At 46.9% G+C, this 17,204-nt stretch carries 13 protein-coding genes and 1 CRISPR repeat array; of the genes, 1 reads left to right on the forward strand and 12 read right to left on the reverse strand.

Annotation, left to right across the window (positions count from 1 at the left end; genetic code table 11):
* Positions 1-1,310: a CRISPR direct-repeat array (repeat unit 29 nt; unit sequence CGGTTAATCCCCGTGCTTACGGGGAACAG).
* A 124-nt stretch (positions 1,311-1,434) separates the two neighbouring features.
* From cas2e to J3491_RS10755, 12 genes are all read right to left on the reverse strand, one after another.
* Positions 1,435-1,734, reverse strand: coding sequence for a type I-E CRISPR-associated endoribonuclease Cas2e (cas2e, locus tag J3491_RS10700; protein WP_075101221.1), 300 nt, complete (start codon positions 1,732-1,734; stop codon positions 1,435-1,437).
* A 19-nt stretch (positions 1,735-1,753) separates the two neighbouring features.
* The gene (gene cas1e, locus J3491_RS10705; RefSeq protein WP_075101220.1) at positions 1,754-2,671 is read right to left on the reverse strand and encodes a type I-E CRISPR-associated endonuclease Cas1e; all 918 of its coding nucleotides are present in this window, start codon (positions 2,669-2,671) and stop codon (positions 1,754-1,756) included.
* A gap of 56 nt (positions 2,672-2,727) precedes the next feature.
* Positions 2,728-3,531 carry a type I-E CRISPR-associated protein Cas6/Cse3/CasE gene (gene cas6e / locus J3491_RS10710; RefSeq protein ID WP_207970208.1) on the reverse strand — a complete coding sequence of 268 codons (804 nt, stop codon included), beginning with the start codon at positions 3,529-3,531 and terminating at the stop codon, positions 2,728-2,730.
* A complete protein-coding gene (cas5e, locus tag J3491_RS10715; RefSeq protein WP_207970209.1) occupies positions 3,528-4,478 on the reverse strand; it encodes a type I-E CRISPR-associated protein Cas5/CasD in 951 nt (316 codons plus the stop codon). Before cas5e ends, cas6e begins: the two co-directional genes overlap by 4 nt.
* A gap of 81 nt (positions 4,479-4,559) precedes the next feature.
* Complete coding sequence (cas7e, locus tag J3491_RS10720) at positions 4,560-5,624, reverse strand: type I-E CRISPR-associated protein Cas7/Cse4/CasC (protein ID WP_207970210.1); 1,065 nt, start codon at positions 5,622-5,624, stop codon at positions 4,560-4,562.
* A gap of 72 nt (positions 5,625-5,696) precedes the next feature.
* Positions 5,697-6,440 carry a type I-E CRISPR-associated protein Cse2/CasB gene (gene casB / locus J3491_RS10725; RefSeq protein WP_207970211.1) on the reverse strand — a complete coding sequence of 248 codons (744 nt, stop codon included), beginning with the start codon at positions 6,438-6,440 and terminating at the stop codon, positions 5,697-5,699.
* Positions 6,440-8,044, reverse strand: coding sequence for a type I-E CRISPR-associated protein Cse1/CasA (gene casA, locus J3491_RS10730; RefSeq protein ID WP_207970212.1), 1,605 nt, complete (start codon positions 8,042-8,044; stop codon positions 6,440-6,442). Before casA ends, casB begins: the two co-directional genes overlap by 1 nt.
* A gap of 147 nt (positions 8,045-8,191) precedes the next feature.
* Positions 8,192-11,014 carry a CRISPR-associated helicase Cas3' gene (cas3, locus tag J3491_RS10735; protein WP_207970213.1) on the reverse strand — a complete coding sequence of 941 codons (2,823 nt, stop codon included), beginning with the start codon at positions 11,012-11,014 and terminating at the stop codon, positions 8,192-8,194.
* Positions 11,015-11,218: 204 nt separating this feature from the next.
* Positions 11,219-13,300 (reverse strand): Fe(3+)-hydroxamate ABC transporter permease FhuB, encoded by a 2,082-nt coding sequence (gene fhuB, locus J3491_RS10740; RefSeq protein ID WP_207970214.1) that lies wholly within the window; start codon positions 13,298-13,300, stop codon positions 11,219-11,221.
* Positions 13,297-14,193, reverse strand: coding sequence for an ABC transporter substrate-binding protein (locus J3491_RS10745; RefSeq protein WP_243456358.1), 897 nt, complete (start codon positions 14,191-14,193; stop codon positions 13,297-13,299). The genes fhuB and J3491_RS10745 overlap by 4 nt, the downstream gene beginning before the upstream one ends.
* A gap of 262 nt (positions 14,194-14,455) precedes the next feature.
* A complete protein-coding gene (locus J3491_RS10750; protein ID WP_075101213.1) occupies positions 14,456-15,220 on the reverse strand; it encodes an ABC transporter ATP-binding protein in 765 nt (254 codons plus the stop codon).
* 252 nt (positions 15,221-15,472) lie between these two features.
* Positions 15,473-16,399: a bestrophin family protein gene (locus J3491_RS10755; RefSeq protein WP_075101212.1), complete on the reverse strand. Its 927-nt coding sequence runs from the start codon at positions 16,397-16,399 to the stop codon at positions 15,473-15,475.
* A 314-nt stretch (positions 16,400-16,713) separates the two neighbouring features.
* Between J3491_RS10755 and J3491_RS10760 the strand changes: the two genes are divergently transcribed.
* Positions 16,714-17,175 (forward strand): hemerythrin domain-containing protein, encoded by a 462-nt coding sequence (locus tag J3491_RS10760; protein WP_075101211.1) that lies wholly within the window; start codon positions 16,714-16,716, stop codon positions 17,173-17,175.
* The last annotated feature ends 29 nt before the right edge of the window (positions 17,176-17,204 follow it).

The raw sequence follows: 17,204 nt of genomic DNA on the forward strand, positions 1-17,204 counted from the left end.
CGGTTAATCCCCGTGCTTACGGGGAACAGCTCGCTATCAGCCGCCTGCGCGTTGATAACGTCGGTTAATCCCCGTGCTTACGGGGAACAGTGTACGATCTACTACAGTATCATAGTGGTGAACGGTTAATCCCCGTGCTTACGGGGAACAGTGGATCAGAGAACCTGTAACAGGCAATGTGAGCGGTTAATCCCCGTGCTTACGGGGAACAGAGCGCCGATTTATCTTGATCTAACAATGGCAGCGGTTAATCCCCGTGCTTACGGGGAACAGGCAAAAGTAGCTTTTGATAATCCTAACGAAGGCGGTTAATCCCCGTGCTTACGGGGAACAGGGTAAAAGGTATCATTTCGCCCCCTTAACGGTCGGTTAATCCCCGTGCTTACGGGGAACAGCGACTTGGGGTAATGTTTGCGATAAGGTATAGCGGTTAATCCCCGTGCTTACGGGGAACAGGTTCTTAAATGTCGTCTTATCAGGCTACACACCGGTTAATCCCCGTGCTTACGGGGAACAGGGGTGTGATGTCGTTCTGCACGCATATTGTGTCGGTTAATCCCCGTGCTTACGGGGAACAGAAAACCCTTCTGTTTTTGAATCAGCACCGTTGCGGTTAATCCCCGTGCTTACGGGGAACAGTGTTCCAGTTGCTGCTGCCATTTTGAATCTACCGGTTAATCCCCGTGCTTACGGGGAACAGTTAAAAATCAGGTAAGTTTCTGATTTTTAACGCGGTTAATCCCCGTGCTTACGGGGAACAGAGAGCTTAATTGAGCCGTTAAACGCCTTAATACGGTTAATCCCCGTGCTTACGGGGAACAGAGCGCTGATTTATTCAGATTATTACGTCTCGCCGGTTAATCCCCGTGCTTACGGGGAACAGAAATTCACCAATAAATTAGTCAAAGCCAACAACGGTTAATCCCCGTGCTTACGGGGAACAGTTCAGCCATAGAGCTGTACTTGTTATAGGTTTCGGTTAATCCCCGTGCTTACGGGGAACAGACTCATACCACCACCCAAGTCTAACCTAAACGCGGTTAATCCCCGTGCTTACGGGGAACAGGATATCATCGAGCAAATCAACTCTCTCAGTGTCGGTTAATCCCCGTGCTTACGGGGAACAGGATAACGCGACTAGCGCGATGATCAGTAGTACCGGTTAATCCCCGTGCTTACGGGGAACAGTGGTCAGCATAAAGATAAAGTCCTAAGAGACTCGGTTAATCCCCGTGCTTACGGGGAACAGCGTCATACCGTACCTGACCACCACCCCCAAGCCGGTTAATCCCCGTGCTTACGGGGAACAGACTTGTTGTAAGTCTATGAAATTATTCTTATTTTTCTATTGTTATTATTCTACCAAGTTTTTTAGTTGTTAAATAGCATACCCCGTCCATCTTCTGGATGGTTAAGTTATTGAAATTTAAAGCATTAATTTTCATCAGTCTCCAAAGGATAAAATTGTACCAAACGCATGCCTTCATGGTCTATTGGTATTCGCCTATTTTTACCATAAGTGACAAAATCAAAACCCGATTCTGTATTGGTTGCCCATGACATCACTACATTGCCCTCTTCAGCCAATGCTAAAACTTGCTCCCATATCATCTCTCGAACTCTACGTGAGACATCACCGACGTACACCCCTGCTCTTATTTCTAATAGCCAAACTGCCAAGCGCCCTCTTAGTCTTGGAGGTATCGTTTCAGTCACCACAACCAGCATACTCATAACCTATCTCCTTATCAAGCTATTGACTACGATGACCTTCGTTACCGATAGAATCAGGCTCTGGAATGGCGGGCGGCTGAGCATCTGCATAAGGTTTTGGTGGTTCAATCTCTCCTGCGGATAATACCTCTTCAATCATAGGAATAAGGTTCTTTAACAATCTGCTTTGTCTAAATATCTCACGACAAGCGATTCTAACTTCCTTATCCGGATTGGGCGGTGCTTTCTTAGCAATCTCAAAAGCGACAGGAACTACGGTCTCGAACTTTACTAAATCTGCGATATCATAGACGAAACTTTTTGGTTTCCCTGTATGCAAAAAACCGATAGCTGGCGCATAGCCAGCTGCTAAAATTGCTGCTTCGGTAACACCATAAAGACAAGCTGTTGCGGCGCTAATACAGCGATTGAGATCATCTGATACATCCCAATCGCTAGGATCATAAGAGCGGCCTTTCCATATCATGCCGTGCTCTGATGCCAGACGCTGATAGATTTTTTTGACACGCCCGCCTTCGATGCCGCGTAGCTGATTGACACTGCGCCGACTGGGCGCTGTTTCATTAAAACGGATCTCAAACATTTTTTTGACGACTTTTAGTCTGAGCTGTTCATCTAACGCCAGCTTAGCTTGATAAAGCAGCTTATCAGATCGCGCTCCGCCCGGTTGACCTACTGAGTAGAGACGAACCCCTGCTTCACCTACCCAAATAAGCAGTGTACCTGTCTTAGCGGCTAGTGCAATAGCCGCGTGACTGACTCGTGTCCCTGGCTCAAGCATCAGGCAAGTGATGGAGCCAACTGGAATATGCATGCGAATGCCGTTTTTATCGATAACCACGAATGCGCCATCTTTGACATCTATTTGACCGCGCTCTACAAACACCATAGAGTTACGCTCTTTAATGGGAATAGGCTTTAGGGGAATAAATGCCATAAGTCAGCTCAACTGATAAGGGTAGTATTGATGATAATTTATAAGATAAATAGCCGTTAGCTGTTGTTTTGTCGTAGCGGACGTACAAGCATAAGACCACAACCAAAAGCCTTTTGCTTTCCAAAGCCTTTTATCATTTGATTATAAAATAAGTCCACATCTTGAATCTCAAGCGCGCCTGCGTAGTCGAGACTTGAGAACTGAATTAACTTGTTTTTGGCTTTAATTGGCTTATTATTCATACTGTCTTTAGCTTGCTCTTGCTGCTCTAAGTCTTGTTTGCTACGGCGCAGTCGGTGTTGCGTATAAGCAGATAACTCAAGATTTGGGTGAATGATCACGCCCCACGCTTGCAGACGCTCTGGACTGGTAATCCAATCTACGCCAGCATCGAACATCGCTTGATCAATACTATAAGCATCATCAAAACCTTGAGACATCATCGATTTTTTGGCAAGCATTAACACATCATGCCGAGATGATTTGCCTTGGGCATTCTTTAGACTACTTACAGGGTTAGCTCGTAGCTCAAATGTCAAACGTTGACCAACAAAAAAACTGGGGTTAAAAGCTTTGGCTTGCACAGTAAAAAAAGGATGATCTAACTTAGGTTTGAGCGTGGAGAGTACATAATAGAAAGTCTGACCACCCTGCTCATATTCTCTGTATAAAAAAGGTCTATCACTCCCTGCTGGTAGATCGAACAATTGCCATAGCGCTTGGTGCACTCGATAAGGGTTGTCGACTTTGGACACATCGTTGCTCGCTAATGAGCGCGGCTCAGGGTTTATTTGCTCCTTTACGAACAGATGCTTGGCATTTAAACTTGGCTTAAGCGTCACTTTGCTCAGATAATTCATAGCACCGCTTCCTTATCTGGCGTATTTAAAATGATCTTTTTTGCCTCTTTATTATCGATAGGTTCATAGGCTGTCCACTGATGCCCGATACGCTGCGTAAATTGCCACTGTTTTCGATCTGTTGGATCATCCCAATGGTTATGGGTAAATACATTAACCGGCGATGCACTTTCAAACATTGACTCAATCTCGCCTTCCCAGTGATAAGTCACTTGGCGCAGACGAGTATTTTGCTCATTTATAGCCTTATAATCTATAGTAGTCGGTAAATACCTGTCACTAACCATCGTATCTATTAGCTCATTGATTTGCCACTGAGCCACCCTATTCGATTTGTCACTTAGCTTATTAATATTTTTTACAGACTTATCTTTTGATGACTCTGCTAAAAGCTCGTTAATACTGACATCTAAAGCCATTTTTAGATGGCTTGCAGTAATGATTTGCGGTGATAAAGGCAGCGATAAAGGACAGGACTTACGACCAAGATATAAAGTAAACTTTGGATACTTTAGCGCTTGCTGTAGCTGCTGTAACTCGAACTTGTATTCTAAATTACTATTTTCAAATTCTGGCTTTAACCAAATAGCCACTACCCATAATCCGTCTTCGCGGTAGTCTCGTGAAGATAAAATCGTCTCAACCTTAGCGCTTTGTAGCTCTTGTTTACGCGTAAAGAAGTTAACGCCCTTACCTGAGGTAGGCGTTTGAATCGTATGATAGTCACGCAGTATAGTACCTTCGCTATAGGTTTTAGACGCAATGCCGATGCTACTTGCCAAGTCTCTTAGCTTTTGCGCCTCGCTACGCTTGATACCCAAAGCAGCACCAAGTAAACCGAGCACCGCACTACGAGTCGGATAATTAACTGTAGGCCTATCCTCCCCTACTGCCAGCGTCCCCCACGAAGATATCGGCGCATATAAGCGCATGACTAAATAATCCATAGTATCTTTCCATTACCTATTATTGCATTGATGATTTTAAGAATTCCCGCTTCTATTTTTTGTATACTTATTAGCAAACAATCATGATTGCGGGTAATTGGCTTTGCCGTCATCACTGACAAACTGCTTTAACTCAGACAAGCTACCCAAGCCGTTTTCTACATCCATGACATAACGGCTATCGGCGCAATCACCATAGACACTATCGAACTTCTGCTGATGGTTTTGTAAGCTGTTGATAGCATCGCTTAATACATTGTCCGTATTAACAGGACGAAGATAAGCTACCGATAGTGAGCGTGGCTGCATACTGCCTTTTTCTGCCATGACATAGCTGGCAAAAGCGCGCGAGCCAAAGCTGTTTTGTTTTCCTGATGGCGCAACAGTAGTCATAGACTCTACAAGAGCGGATAGGGCTTTTTGAGCAAGCTCAGTATCGCCATTAAGATTATCTAGCAGTAGGTCTTTATTGATACAAACGTATTGATAAAAAACCGCCGCTGCAAAATTAGTCTCACCAATATGAGCAGCTCCTGCATCTTCGCTATGATCATTTAAATCATCAACAGCAGTGAAATAATCATCCTCTACCGCCACTTGCTGCACACTAATCGCATGCGCCACTTGACACGCGGCCTCAACGTTAAAAGCAGGCTTTTTGGCAAGCATACGCCCAAATAGTGCAATGTCTGCTGCCATATTGTCATGCTTTAATAACGATAACTCTTCTTCAGTAGGTTCATCCCCTGTCTCAATAATTCGCTTGACCAAATCGTCAACCGCTTGCTGTTCCGCTGGGCTGATATGTACCAACTGCTCAATCTCAGGCGGGCGTTTGCTACTGACTTTACCAAATTGTTCAGCAATCGCTTTGGCAGCGTTATCTACCGTTTTTTCTTTTACCCCGCCCTCCAGCAGTTTTTCTTTAACTTGTGTACCAATCCGTTTGGTGCGCGTGCCAATATGACCTGCCAGCGCTTCTTCAAATACATCTGAGACACGCCAGTGACGCTTTAAACTTTGCGAGCTGATACGTAGGCGCTCCGCGTTACCCATACGAGCCGTCTTTGGACGCCCCATATCATCTCGATTGAGGTTTGATGGCGGATAGCTGGTCAGTACGTGTAATTGAATAAATTGGGTCATGGGATAATCCTCATAATTAAGGGTAATAACAGGTAGTGAATATTAAGTTTTTATATAAGTTTAGTGTTTGATCTAGTCGCTATACATCTGATAATAAGTCAGCGACCACTGCACAGTAAGCTTATCTTTGGGCGTGCGGTAATTGCTGCCCTGATAATCAGCAAACCAGTGCAATATATCATTGGCAAGCCACACCACGTTGATAGCTTGACCTTGCTGCTGAAGCTGGGCGACCATACGCGCCAGCAAACTGACAAAATTATCAGGATCACGGGCAGAGATAAGCTTTTCAAAACGCAGCGGTGTGATAAGCGGTCTATCACCATCGTCTTGGCGCTGACCTGCTACGCATGCCAACGTATTATTCAATTGCCGTTTACTTTTACCTGAGCTAGCGACTAGGTAGCGATCGTCTACCGTTCGCACCTGAGACAGCACCCAAGCCACCGCCAACCACGCTGCAAAAGTGTTATCAGAAATTTTATGATTATAGGCGCTGTGGTTGGCAATGCTTTTTATCAGTGTAGGCTCTACTTGCTGCCATAGCGCAATAAAAGCCGGCTGCATCGCGACATCATCCATATGCTGACAACGTTTGAGTTTGGCGGCATCGGACGCAGAGATAGTCGTACGAAAAAATTGCAGATAGGCGCTATTCTCCTCACCGTCTTCCCCTTGAAGCTGCTGCGCTTTATTTTTAATTTCTAACAAGCGTTGATGCCAAGCCATCACAATGGGAGTACAGTTACCCAAATATCGAGTGGCCTGCTTTGTAGGCGGATTGGTAGAGGCTACTTTTTCTATAGTGTCAGTCATTAGCTATTTTCCTTAGTTGACTTATAGCGATTTCTAAACGCTGCTAGCGGCTTATTACCGTATAAGAAGGCGCGTAAATTATTAAGCTGCTCCATATGCCGTTGTTTAATGACTGCGCTCGATAGTACTTGCTCTTCATAAAGCCGCTCTGTCAGCTTACTTATTTTACTCAGCCAATCAATAGCTGCCGTTGGCGTAAGCTTGCCGCCATTATTTACAGCATCCTCTACCGCGCTAAAAAACAGCGGCTCACTACGCTGCCAAAACATAGTATCAATCATGCTCATATCGCCTTTGCTGTCCTTGGCTTGGCGCTCACTCATCCAGCTGTATTTGATACTATTGCGCAGCTGCTTGATAATACTATCGGTTAACTCATGCAGCTTGAGCACCGTTTCTAGAAGCTGTGTTTGCTGGTTGGATGGTATGTGATAAATAGGCAGCTCTTTGCTATAAAACCCACGTGCCTTCATATTGTCCATATCATAAGAAAACGCCCACAGTCCTGAAGCACTTATCGCGCCATCGCTCGCTTCATGAATTTCATTAGCGTGGTCTAATACTTCTGCACGAATAAACCCTGAATCTTTTTCATTGCCCGTAAAAGTAAGCATATGCCAAAGCTTGTAATTAATACCGCCGGGTTGAGCCTTGATAGAAAAAGGAGTATCGTCAGGCTTTTTTGGATTGTGTCGATACGGCGTGATGGGATGCGGTGACCAGTCCCCTTCGTAGTTATGACCGTAGTTTTGCGTGCGATACTGACTCACTACTTGTAGGCACGGCTCACCAGTCACATCATCGATTAGATCGCTAGCTGATTGCTCATCACTTGGCGTTTCTATAATCAGGCGGATACGCCTTGGCATCGCCCAGTAAATATGTAGCGGATGCACCTCGTCCCTATATATTGGCTCGCCAGTCTTGTCACTGACTCTAGTCTCAGCCAGCCAAGGAAACACGCTGCCATCACTAAAATCTGGGTCTGGGTAGCTCCGTTCTTCTCTATTAATGACATTCCACCATAGCTTATTCCATAGCGTGCTATCTGTATCATTAGGACGGATAAGCGTGGTCATAGGGCCGCCACCGCGCAGACCAGTACGGTGCCCTACCCCGCCAGACGGCGCATTGATTTGTAGAGTAAATAGAGCCAGTGCTGCCATGGGTAGCGATAGCTGCTCTACTAGATCACGTTTAATAAAGAAATCTTTGTTGAGTTTTAGCGTATTACCACCTGGCGCTTCAATCAGCAAATTAGCCACGCTATTCGTCGATGAGATATGCTCTAAGGTATCCAAATCCTGCATAAAACGTGCGTCATCACCATCTACATGAAATGCATGAATGACGTCATTAAAGGCAAGTTGCAAATCAGATTCGCTTGGCGGGTTGTCATAGTAGTCCATCCACTCATCTACATCTGCTGGTGCAAAGGTGGTTTGCAATAATCCTATGAGTAGCTGATAAGCGGCACCCTGAAAGTCTAAACGCGGTAAATCCAACTCCATAACATTGGGGTCAGCCAGCTGGGCAGGTTTAATCGTCGCCCTGCTCCCATCTTGATTTAAAACAGGTATCCAGCTATCAGTAATCAGATTCATATCATCCCTTTTTTACCGTGTAATTGTCATCATGGTCACTATTGTCACTGTACTTATGGCTTTACGCTACTAATAAGTAGCATAAAGTCTAAGTTTGCTCTAGTCAACAAAATTTGGTTATATTGCGACATCTAGTGTCGTTTGAGCTTATATCATAGAATTTATCTCAACCAACCCCTTTTCCTTATCATAAGTAAACTTATCATCAGCATCAGCGAGCCATAACCTTTTATACTCAAGACCTCGATAGCGCTCTTTTAATGTAGCGACTTGTTTTGCAAATTGGCTGGGCACTTCTGTCAGCTTATCAGCCATACTCTCGCCAATCTTGACTGTGCTAAGCTCTAATTGAAACTCTGAGACATCTGCATAAAAGCCTATCTGATTGTGATCATCACTTTGATCGGTTCGCAGTATCACTACTTCACAAGTAGGCATTTCTTGAAAGCGCGTATTGGCTTCACTATTAATTGCAGACTCGCTACCAAACCATCTGGCTTGACTCTTTTCGCAATAGCCTTTTTCCCAATCAATCAAAGCGTCTTTAGCACTGTGTTGTTTACGCTTTTGCTGACTCATATCGGCTTTACTATCGGCTAGTAGTGCGTCGGGTATTTGTTGCTGCGCTTCAGCAGCATATACCGACTCAATCAATAGACGCGCATCTTTAGGCAAATCTAGATAACCTTGCTGCTGCAATATACGCATCGTCAGCCACAGCTGACCTAGATGACGATAGACGTATTGGCTTTTGGGAAACAGCTCGCTATACCAGTTCTCGCTAGGCTCTTCGCTAAACTTCGGTGCCAGTACCGTCAGTACAGGAGGCGGTCTTGACTCTACCGTGGTATGACTATCTGTTATTCTCTGCCCTGATATATCGCGCCTATGACGATGCAACCTACCTGCCCGCTGAATAAGATAATCAATAGGACACAAATCACTGACCATAATGTCAGCATCTGCGTCCAGCGACTCTTGAAACACCTGCGTCGCTATTAAAATCTTGCCCGCCCGCTTAGCAGGTGTACTGTGCTTACCGAACCAATCCAGCACTGTCGATTCAATACGACTGCGGTCAGCCAGCGCAAACCGGCTATGAAATAAGAGTAAGTTTTCTGCCGCTACACCTGCATTCAATAACTCATCATAGGCAACGATAGCATCGGTCACCGTATTTCTTACCCATACCGCGCATTGATGGTTTTGTGAAGCTTTTACCAGATAATCAATAACATCCGACGACTGGTGTAAAAAATCAACTTTCAGCTTGCGCGAGACCCGCTTAGGACTGGTTATTGACGTCTCAACTACCGTATCCATGTCGGTATCTGGGGTCATGGTGATATGCGTCGCTAAAGGAAAATGCGTGGACTGAGTGACATTTGCAGCGACTGTTTTGACGTAGCTGGGCGCTTCTTGACCCAGCCATAACTTAGCGAGCGCTTCTCGCTTATCTAAGCTTAAGGTAGCGGTTAATAAGATAGCGTGCCCCCCTTGGTGCAGATGGACTTGTAACAAGGATTTGAGTAGCTCAAACATATAACTATCAGCGCTATGTACCTCATCAAATATAAGCACCTTGTGATGCAAGCCAAGTAAGCGCAGTGGTTGATGCTTTTTAGGCAGGGCAGCCAGCAATGCTTGGTCAATCGTACCGACACCGATATTGGCTAATAACGCCCGCTTATTACTACTAGCAAACCAAGCATGACATTGACTGCTTATCTCATCTCCTGCTGCCTCGCGGCTTGTATCTTTAGAATGACCTATTGAAGAGTAGTTGCTATTAGCATTATTAATAAGCTCTCGAAACGTTGCATTCATGTTTTTGCTACCATGCGCCAGTACCAGTGAAGGCTGTTTGTCAGACTTGCCGTATAACGTTGGCATGAACTTTTCGATACGCTCAAACATGGCGTTAGAGGTCGCAGTAGTCGGCAGACCAAAATAAAAACCACCCACCTCGCCCATACCCATGAGTCTATGCGCTAGCGTCAAAGCCGCTTCTGTCTTTCCTGACCCTGTCACGTCTTCTAGTACAAACAACTGCGGATAGTTATGAATAGTCACCGACTCCGCCCACGCTTGCAGAGGGGACGGACTAAAACCAAAACTGTTTTGTACGCTACTAAAAGGTATGGGAGAGAGCGTAGTAGCTAGCCCTTTGTCATCGACGCAGCGCTTAGCAATATTCAGTGTCATCTGCCAGTAGTCTGCTAAGGGCATGACTTGGTGTTGGTAGGTAAAATAAGCGGTATCTGAGCCTAACCAATCAGCCAGCATGGTTACGCCTGATAGCTGCCAGCTGATATGCTTTACGCGAGTATGCCAGTCTTTATCAGCAAGCAGCTCAACAGGTAGCTCTATCGCAAACAATAATTTAAGATCGTCAATCCACTGATTGGCCACTTGTAAATCTTTGGGATCAATCTCGTGTTGGTATTTCACTCCAACGGCTAAGGGATCTTTTGCATCGACAGGTTTGTCTTCTAGCTGTATCGGTTTACCGTGATGACCAAGTACACAGTTAAATAAAATAGACAGCCCTGTCTTTACCTGCCGTTTTGTCCTTGTGTCCATGTCGATATCGCATAGATACCCATTAAGAAAAGCGTTTTGATAAAAACACCAGCCTAGCGCGTCATGTTTTTTGTCATAGGCATAAATACTGCGATCCACTTTGGTCAAAAAAGTATCATCGTCAGGCTGATACAAACCCTGAAAAGATGAGGCAAACTTACCCAAGTCATGCAAACCAATTAAAAAGCATAGTAGCTGTCTTAATTCAGGCTTAGGAATCTCTAAATAACCGGATAAATCGTTCATGATAGGTGCATCATCATGGAGTAGATAATGCGCCACTGCCGCTACATCTAGACTGTGATAAACCAATAAATGGTAGGGAGAATCTGAAAGGTACTCATTAGGCTGAGCCTTGCCCCAGTAGTGATAATAATCAGGCATCATGGTTGCATCCATACTTTATATAGGTTTAAGTTAATTTGGACAACTTTAGTAAAGTTTTTGGCAAATATAACTCAGTATACGTATGGAACAAATGCTCAGTAAAGACATTTAAAAGTGTTAGGGCGTGTCTTCAATTCAATTTTCCTCAGAAATTCATGAATGCCAGTAGAGCTGTACCTATTTTGAAATAGGTTAATTGTATTCTTAACGCGCAGTCATCGGCACTTTGCCAATCAGCCACAAGAAATACGTCCCGCCAATCAGCGCAGCGATCGTACCTGCTGGCAGCTCATAAGGAAATATCACATAACGCCCAAACCAATCAGCTAGCACCATCACACCAGCGCCCAAAATAGCGGCTAAGGGCAATTGATGCTCCAGTTTTACCGCCCCTAGAGAAGTCGCGACATGGGGCACCATCAACCCCACAAAACTAAGTGGCCCGACCGCCAGCGTACTTGCCGTACTAAGGGCCGCCACCAATATCAAAAGCGCGAGCGTCACAGGATTGACTGCCACACCTAGATTGCGTGCCATGCTAGCCCCCAACCCCAAAACCCTAAGCGGTTTGATAATCAATAAACTCAGCACAAACAAAACCAGCGCTACCCCCATCAGATACCAAACGGTATTGGGCTGGGCACTATAGGTCGTCCCTGACAGCCAGCTGAGCATCGCCTCAAGCCGCGGGTCGCCTGAGAGCTTGACCATGTGCATGACCCCATCCATCATCGCGGCGATACCAACCCCCACCAAGAGCAGATAACCTGAGCTGACTTTCCGCGCTAGCCAAATCACCAGCAACAGTACTATAAGAGCACCCATCAGGCCAGCCGCTAGCAGAGTACCTGCACCTGCTGACAACCCCAGCAGCGGTAAGCAAAAGAACCCACCAATGACGCCAAGTGCGGCGCCTGAGCTGACACCGAGTACCTCAGGGCTGGCCATCGGATTACGCGTGAGTGTTTGCAGCAACACCCCCGCCACCGCCAGCATCAGTCCGGTCGCAGCCGCACTGAGACTGCGTGGCAGACGGTATTGCTGAGTGATGGCCCAATCCGTACTGAGCAGCGTCCAGCCCTTGATATCTTGTACCACCAGCGAGATGATAAGCAGCAAACCTACCACGCCAAGCACCCAGCGCCATAGATGCACAGGGGTTTGTGTGCGATTGACCATGGGCTCAGACACCGTCTCGAGCCGCTCATGACGCTGGCGCAAAATGAGCCAAATAATCAATGGTGCACCCAGCACGCCCGTCATCGCCCCTGCAGGAATCGGCATCGCTATGATAGGTTCAAGCAGGAGCGCGGCATGATTGGTCAGTAATAACAACAGTGCCCCAAAGCCAAAAGCTGCGAGCAATCGTTTACCAATAGCAGTAATGCCCAAAGCATTGACGATGCTTGCTGCGCCCAAGCCTACAAAACCCACCAGACCCACTTCGCTGACCACCAGCGCTGTGACCAGCGCCACCAGTAGCACCACCAGCGCGCGAATACCTTGTACAGGCACGCCCAAGCGCTTGGCTTGCCAGTCATCCAAGCTCATCATGCCAAGCGGCTTTAGCAGAGGTAAGCAAGCCATCACAAACCCCACTGCCGCCCAGGACAATAGCGCTGTAGTATGCCAGCTGTTTTGCGTCAAAAATCCTGCTGCCCATGACAATGTGCCATTACTACGCTCAGCAAAAAACAACAATAAGACATTGGCAAATGCGGCCAACAAGATATTGACCACCAAGCCTGCCAATACCAAAATCAGCGCATTAAAACGACTGGCGGCCGCCAGCGCAAACACCAAACCCATGCTAATCAGCGCCCCTACAAACGCCACATACATGCCGCCGTAGATTGCCAGGCTCGGTATAAACAGACTCACCAGCAATATCGCCAGCTGCGCACCGGCACCGACGCCGAGGGTGGTATCTGACGCCAGCGGGTTTTTGACCAATTGCTGTAATAAGATACTGACTGCCCCCAACAGCCCGCCAGCCAATAACGCGACCAATGAGCTGGCCAACAAAGTCAACTGTACCACCATGCTGCCCATGTCCAGCTGCATACTGGGCAAAAACAAGTCCATCAATGGCCTGTGCCAATCACGCGCAATCAGCGCCCAACTGCTAGCCATGACCAAAGCACATAGAACTGCAAACAGCACCCATAATCGCCCAAAGTGCGCATGAGTGCTAACGGGGTTGGGCGGTATCTGCTGCGGTTTGCTAGGTGTTGTGTCACTTACCTCTGTGTAAGTGCTGCTGGCGCGCTTGCTGCTCGTATTCATGATGCTGCCCCGCCTTGTAATTGTACGGTTGATATTTGATTGGCCAAACTGACCAACGATGACATCCCGCCATAGATCCAAATAGGCGTCAGCTCTCCTATACAGCGCGTCTGACCATAGCCCAAGCGCTGCCAAATCAGACTGTCCTTCATCTCAGCGCGGGTAATGGGGCTTAATGGATCCACAATCAGCAAACACACATCATCATCGAGCGCTGCCAAATCACCGACCCGCTTAGATACAAAACCGTAATTATTGCCCTCACCTAAGACCACAAGCTCTTTGCCCATTGCGGCAAATGCAGGCTTAAACAGACTGTTATTGACATACATGCGCACGTTATTGGCATCAGAAAACTGTACAACGGCAAACTTATTTACGTGAGGATAGCGGGCTTGCAGCTGAGCGCCAGCCTGCTCTATGTCTTGCTTGCTTTGTTTGATATAAGCCTCAGCGGCGGCAGGCTGCCCAATCAATCTGCCCAATGTACGCGTCGGCTCAGTATAATCCGCCCACGTCGCCACCTTGCCACTGGCCGAAAACATCACCGACTCGGTAGGTACATCGCCATACAAACGGCGCGCATGCACATAAAATGGATTATCAATCACCATATCTATTGGCAACTGTGCGACCAGCTCGGCATTCGGCTGATAGCGGCCACCTAAATCGACAATATCTGGTGGCAGACTAGGCGTGTCGACCCATCTGCCCCATAGACGTACATCGCCCGTCGCTACAGGAGGATAGCCCATTGCCGTCAGGGTTGCAGCATTGCCCCAATCCGGACTGACTACCCGCTGTGAGGCATCAGCTTTAAGGCTATTAGCAGATGGTTTGGACTCGGCAGATGACGGCTTGGATACAGGTTGCGCGTGATCACAACCGCTCATGGTCATGACCAACGTTATTATTGTCAGTGATATTACTGTCTGTGAGCGTGACTGAGAGTCAAACGAGACGATTGATAAAGCTGACAAAAAAGCACGCTTAACTTGTAATGATGGCGCAGCACGTAAAAGGGCAAATATAAAATGAGCAAACATAGCAGATTGTCTTTAGAAAAAAAGATACGGTATTAGCAGAGTATTAAAACAATCGTCATACCGCCGACAGAAGCGCCGAGCAAATCGCAGCGACAAAAGAAAATACAGCTTAAGCGACAGCCACCGGCCGCCCTGTCACAGGATGCGTCATCAGCTGCATGGAGACATTAAAAATATCGTGTAAAACGCTGGGCTGCATGGTGCTGAGCACATCGCCGTTGTGACAGATGCGTCCGCCTTTTAGGGCGATGATACGATCGGCATACTGCGCGGCCAGATTGATGTCGTGAATGATAATAACCACACTCAACCCCCGCTCATCGACCAAACGGCGTATCAGCTCAATCACCTCAATCTGATAGTGCATATCAAGCGCAGCCAGCGGCTCGTCTAACAGCAGATAATCGGTGTCTTGCGCCAGACACATTGCCAGCCATACCCGCGCACGCTCACCCCCTGACAATGTGTTGGTAAGGCGATCAGCGAATTGCTCAACCTGTGTCACTCGCATGGCCTCACTTACCTTGTCATGGTCCGCTTGACTGGGTTTTTGTAGCCATTTTTGATGAGGATAACGGCCGAGCATCACCAGCTCTCGCACGCTAAAGCCTGCCGCTTCTGGGAGCTGCTGTGGCAAATAGGCCATCTTACGCGCCAGTGCTTTATCCCCGTACTCATGAATACTTCGCTCATCCAAAGTCGCACCGCCTTGCGTACAATCCATCTCGCCTGCCAAGGCTTTAATCAAGGTCGACTTTCCTGAGCCATTGTGCCCAATCAAGGCAATCAGTTGCCGCGTCCCTACCTCAAAGCTGACGTCATTTAACAAAGTATTGTCTTGTCGGCGAATGGTCATCTGCTCTACACGTAACATAACGGCTCTTCTTTACTCATCAATGTCTCAGCGCTACCTGTCATTTTGCGATAGACGCACATATTTATCGCATCACTTGCGCGCTCACTGTGGCCGATTTTACACGCGAATGATAACGAAAACAATTATCATTAACTAAAAATCTGCATGTTATCGTTAATTCGATATAAAAATCTCTGTCACCAAAAACAAAAAACTGAGCGCTATGCATACAGCGCTCAGCTCTTGATGACCCCAACCGTACAAGTGTTATTATTGCAAATAACCACCCTGAGACATCAATTCAGGCGGCAAATCTGTCTCTCCCAAAGCTTCTAGCAGGTTTATCTCGATGGTGCGCGAGATGGCGCTCAGTGGCAAGTGATTGGCCGCGACGCCGAACGGATCGGTTATTTCTTCGTTGAGCGCATCCAATCCAAAAAACGTATAAGCAATGACGCCGCACACCAACGGTGTCACCCAGCCCAAGGACGTCGCCAAACCAAACGGCAGCATAAAGCAGTACAGATAAGTGGTACGATGCACCAATAGCGTATAGGCAAAGGGTAGTGGCGTATTATGAATCCGCTCACAAGCCGCCAACACAATCGTCATCGAGGTGACGCGCTCGTCCATGTTTTGTATCATCAGATCAGAGGAGAGCTGCTGGCGTCGAACCTGGCCCAACTTTTTGCCTAGCAGGCGCAATAGATACTCAGGCAAATTGCCCGCTTGGCGCATGCTTGCGTGATACTCAGGCGCCACAAAACGCTCAACATCCTCCCACGGCGCGGTACTTCGCAGCCGATGCCTGAGCGCATGAGTAAACGCGATAGTCAGACGCACCAGCTCCTGCTGCATGTGTCGTCCCGCTTCGCTATCGTCCTCGATAAATGAGAGCACCTGACGGGTAAAACTGCGCGCATCATATACCAACTGCCCCCATAAATGCCGACCCTCCCACCAACGCTGATAACTGGCATTGTTACGAAAACCCAAAAACAAAGACAGAGCGATGCCAAGTAAAGTAAAAGGCGCAGCGCCATAAGAAGAAAAGGAGCTGGGAACCCAGTGCTGGATGGCCGAGATGATGGCACTCAGTAAGCTAATCAATAAAACTTGTGGAAAGATATGAGGAATAACGGAGCCGCGCAAAGTAAAAAGTATTCTAAATGCATTCGGTTTTTGCCAAACGATCATGACAGTGTCCTATGGTGTTAAAAAGTAATGTACGCGGCATCAAACACAGAGTTGTGCGATGATAGACAGGGTCACGTACTAAGTGCCTATTACTGAGTGTCTATTAAGGCATTGCTGCTTACTGCGTAATGACTGACTGGCGATTTTAGCATCAAACCCTTTGCGTTTTGCCGCCTCATTGTGTCATAAGTAGAATACAGTTATTAAAAAACAGAATATTTAACGATCCGCTGATAAAACGCATCATATTTATGCCCAGTGCGGTATTGTCTTGTATGCGCTGTCACTTTATTCACTCATGGAGGTACTCGGTCATGAAACGCGCCCACCAATTGCAGCCCCTATCACGTCAACATCATCTTGGATTAAATCTGTCTCATCATGCCAAACACTGCAGCGGTGAGCGCCATCACATCGATAAACACTGGCAAAACTTGACCTCATATATCCAAGACATGAGCACCCATTTTCAGATCGAAGACCATCTAATTGCTACTGCGCTAAAACCTTATCAGAATGCCAACCCTGATGTTGCCACCGCATTAGAGATACTTAACAAACAGCATCTGTTGTTACATAAGCTAATTTTTACCTCTCAAAATCAGACCATCACCGCAGCGCACGTCAAAGCACTCGGTACCCTACTGTATGATCACATTCGTTTTGAGGAGCGCGTATTATTTCCGCTTGCTGAGACTTATCTGACCACAGAGACGCTAGATGCGATTTACCAAGCCTGCGCGGATAATGTCAAACGTATCGATGAGGCGCGCTAGGCGACAGACTGTTTGAGCGTATGCTATTG

Source organism: Psychrobacter halodurans (assembly GCF_017498075.1).
In the GTDB taxonomy this organism is placed as follows: domain Bacteria; phylum Pseudomonadota; class Gammaproteobacteria; order Pseudomonadales; family Moraxellaceae; genus Psychrobacter; species Psychrobacter celer.

Coding starts and splice junctions, on each gene's coding strand:
- cas2e (WP_075101221.1), bottom strand. CDS start 1,734: ATGAGTATGCTGGTTGTGGTGACTGAAACGATACCTCCAAGACTAAGA.
- cas1e (WP_075101220.1), bottom strand. CDS start 2,671: ATGGCATTTATTCCCCTAAAGCCTATTCCCATTAAAGAGCGTAACTCT.
- cas6e (WP_207970208.1), bottom strand. CDS start 3,531: ATGAATTATCTGAGCAAAGTGACGCTTAAGCCAAGTTTAAATGCCAAG.
- cas5e (WP_207970209.1), bottom strand. CDS start 4,478: ATGGATTATTTAGTCATGCGCTTATATGCGCCGATATCTTCGTGGGGG.
- cas7e (WP_207970210.1), bottom strand. CDS start 5,624: ATGACCCAATTTATTCAATTACACGTACTGACCAGCTATCCGCCATCA.
- casB (WP_207970211.1), bottom strand. CDS start 6,440: ATGACTGACACTATAGAAAAAGTAGCCTCTACCAATCCGCCTACAAAG.
- casA (WP_207970212.1), bottom strand. CDS start 8,044: ATGAATCTGATTACTGATAGCTGGATACCTGTTTTAAATCAAGATGGG.
- cas3 (WP_207970213.1), bottom strand. CDS start 11,014: ATGATGCCTGATTATTATCACTACTGGGGCAAGGCTCAGCCTAATGAG.
- fhuB (WP_207970214.1), bottom strand. CDS start 13,300: ATGAATACGAGCAGCAAGCGCGCCAGCAGCACTTACACAGAGGTAAGT.
- J3491_RS10745 (WP_243456358.1), bottom strand. CDS start 14,193: ATGAGCGGTTGTGATCACGCGCAACCTGTATCCAAGCCGTCATCTGCC.
- J3491_RS10750 (WP_075101213.1), bottom strand. CDS start 15,220: ATGTTACGTGTAGAGCAGATGACCATTCGCCGACAAGACAATACTTTG.
- J3491_RS10755 (WP_075101212.1), bottom strand. CDS start 16,399: ATGATCGTTTGGCAAAAACCGAATGCATTTAGAATACTTTTTACTTTG.
- J3491_RS10760 (WP_075101211.1), top strand. CDS start 16,714: ATGAAACGCGCCCACCAATTGCAGCCCCTATCACGTCAACATCATCTT.